The organism is Micromonospora sp. ATA51, assembly GCF_016802855.1.
GTDB lineage: Bacteria > Actinomycetota > Actinomycetes > Mycobacteriales > Micromonosporaceae > Micromonospora > Micromonospora sicca.
In genome coordinates, this window is the sequence record NZ_JAEVHJ010000519.1 from 1 (window position 1) to 2,828 (window position 2,828).

3 protein-coding genes are annotated in these 2,828 nt (G+C 72.3%); 1 reads left to right on the forward strand and 2 read right to left on the reverse strand.

Annotation, left to right across the window (positions count from 1 at the left end; all coding sequences use genetic code 11):
- Positions 1-107 precede the first annotated feature (107 nt).
- Positions 108-1,682, reverse strand: a complete 1,575-nt coding sequence (locus tag JNW87_RS37020; protein ID WP_236647330.1) for a Na+/H+ antiporter — start codon at positions 1,680-1,682, stop codon at positions 108-110.
- A gap of 127 nt (positions 1,683-1,809) precedes the next feature.
- Positions 1,810-2,430: an L-threonylcarbamoyladenylate synthase gene (locus JNW87_RS37025; protein WP_109800304.1), complete on the reverse strand. Its 621-nt coding sequence runs from the start codon at positions 2,428-2,430 to the stop codon at positions 1,810-1,812.
- A 127-nt stretch (positions 2,431-2,557) separates the two neighbouring features.
- On the opposite strand from JNW87_RS37025, the gene JNW87_RS37030 reads away from it, so the two are divergent.
- Positions 2,558-2,828: hypothetical protein (locus tag JNW87_RS37030; RefSeq protein ID WP_238455323.1), on the forward strand; the 271-nt coding region annotated here is incomplete at its 3' end.

A 2,828-nucleotide genomic window follows, 5' to 3' on the forward strand; every position in this document is an offset into this window, starting at 1 on the left:
CGACCACCACGTCGACGACTACATCGCCCGCGCACGACTCAAAACCGCAGCCTGAAAACCTGACTCAGTTGTTCAGATTCTCGAACCCAAGGATCTAGCCTGGCGGGTCAGTCCTCGCTGGTCGGACCGAGCAGCCGGATCTCCTCGATGTCGATGGCCGCCTGCACCTCCCGCTGCACCGCGTCGTCGATCTCGTTGGAGTCGCGCAGCCGGGTGATCTCGCGGCGCTTGTGCTCGAGCACCCCGAGCCGCAGCCGGCGGGCGGTCTCGCGTTCCTCCGCCGTCTGGTGGTCGTCGGCTCTGCGGACGTCGTCGAGGTGCTCCTGGTAGTCGCTGCGGAGCCGGTCGACGGCGTCCGGCGACGCGCCGAGTTCGGCGGCCACCTGCGGCAGAGCGGCCAACCCGACCTCGGTGGCGCGGATCCGGGCCGTGCGTACCTCGTCCGCCCGCTCCACGTCGCCCGTCAGCCGCGCCCAGGTGACCACGAAGGGCAGCGTCGTGCCCTGGATCAGCATGGTCAGCACGATGACGGTGACGGTGACGAAGATGATCAGGTCGCGCTCGCGGACGGGGGTGCCGGCGCTGGTCGCCACGGGGACGGCGAGGGCGGCGGCGAGGGAGACGGCCCCACGGAAACCCGCCCAGCCGGCGGCGGTGCGTACCCGCCAGTCGAACTGGCTGGCGCGGCGGCCCTTGCGGCGGTCGAGGGTCTGCAGGGCGGGGATGGCGAGGTGCAGCCACCCCATCCGGGTGACCAGGACCACGGCCGTGACCACCGCGGCGATGCCGAGCGACTGCGTCGGCGAGTGGCTGGTGATGCTGCGCAGCGAGCGCGGGATCTGCATGCCGAGCAGCACGAAGAGACCGCCGTTGATCATGAAGGTGGAGAGGTCCCAGAACGCGAACGCGGTGATCCGGGAGCGGGCCCGGATGACCCGGGGCCCGGCGTACGACAGCAGCAGGCCGGCGACGACGACGGCCAGGACGCCACTGGCGTCCACGGCGTCGGCGAGCAGGAACGCGACGAACGGGGTGAGCATGCTCAGCCCGCCCTCGCGCATCGGATCGTCGACGTGCTTGCGGATCAGGACGGACGCTCCGCCGGCCAGTAGGCCGGCGGCGACCCCGCCGGCGGCGGAGACGACGAACCGGACCAGCAGGCCGGGCGCGCTGGGCACCGCGCCGCCGGCGATCACCCCGACGGCGACGGAGAAGAGCACCAGAGCGGTGCCGTCGTTGATCAGGCTCTCCGCGCGCAGCGTGGTCAGGATGCCGCGGGGCATCCGTTTGGCCAGCCCGGCGACCGCGGCGGCGTCGGTCGGTGCGAGCACCGCGCCGAGCACCCAGGCCGCCGCCGGCTCGACCCCGAGGGCCTGCGCGGCGTACGCGACGGCGACCATCGTGAGCACCACCAGGGCCACCGCCAGCAGGGCGATGGCCCCGAGGTTGGCCCGGATCTCCCGCAGGCTGATGACCAGGCTCTCCCGGTAGAGGATCGCGGGCAGGAAGAGCAGGAGCACCACGTCCGGTTCGAGCACCACGTGCCGGAAGGGCGGGAGGAGCCCGAGCAGGGCGCCCATCGAGATGAGCAGGACCGGCGGCGCGACGCTGTACCGGCCGCCGAGCGTGGTGCCGATGAGCACCGTCACGCCCAGCACCGCGATCAGCACGAGTCCGCTCACGTCGTACTCCCGTCATCCGATCGCCGCCGGCGCGGCGACGGGGGGGGATCACGTGTAGGCCGCCGCCCCAACATGGTGGAACGGCGGGTGCGGAACGCGCGGTCGAACCGGGTAATTGGCGCGGTGGCTACTCGAAGCGGGCGGTGTCTCCGGCCCCGCGGCGCAGGATCTCCGGCTCCGGTCCGGACAGGTCGACCACGGTCGTCGGCTCCACGCCGCAGTCGCCGGCGTCGACGACGGCGTCGAGGAGGTGGTCGAGCCGTTCCTTGATCTCCCAGCCCTGGGTCATCGGCTCGTCCTCGCCGGGCAGCAGCAGGGTGCTGGAGAGCAGCGGTTCGCCGAGTTCGGCCAGCAGTGCCTGGGTGACGGTGTGCTGCGGCACCCGGATCCCGACGGTGCGCTTGCGGGGGTCCTGGAGCCGGCGGGGCACCTCCCCGGTGGCCGGCAGGATGAAGGTGTAGCTGCCGGGGATGCAGGCCTTCACCAGCCGGAAGACGGAGTTGCTGACCTTGACGAACTGGCCGAGCTGGGCGAAGTCCCGGCAGACCAGGGTGAACTGGTGCCGGTCGTCGAGCCGGCGGATCTCGCGGATCCGGTCCAGTCCGCCCCGGTTGCCGAGCTGGCAGCCGAAGGCGTAGCAGGAGTCGGTCGGGTAGGCGATCAGGCCGTCGTCGCGGAGCAGGTCGACGACCTGCCGGAGGACCCGGGGTTGCGGATTGTCCGGATGCAGGTCGTAGTACCTCGCCACACCGGTAAGCCTATGCCGCCGGCCGGCCGGCGGCCGACCGGCACGGACGCCGAAAAGATCACGGGCGGAGGTTTGATCGACCGCGGAACTGGAAATGGTGGGGGCCGCTCGAAGAGGGGGGACGTTCATGTCCGAAGCAAGCACAGACCCGGCCGACCGTCCGGTCGAGGTGACCGACCCGCTGCTGTGGGGCCTGGCCACCGCGGTGGCCGACACCCACCAGGCCGACGAGGACGGCGCCTGCGTCAGCCCGAGCTGCGTCGGCGCGGCCTGGCCCTGCGCCGCCTGGAACAACGCGCAGGAGGGCATGCGCGCCGCTCAGGCGGCCAGCCGCCCGGCCTCGGCGGCGACCGCCGACACCGCCGACCGGGACCGCTCGGCTGACGAGGGCGGCTGGG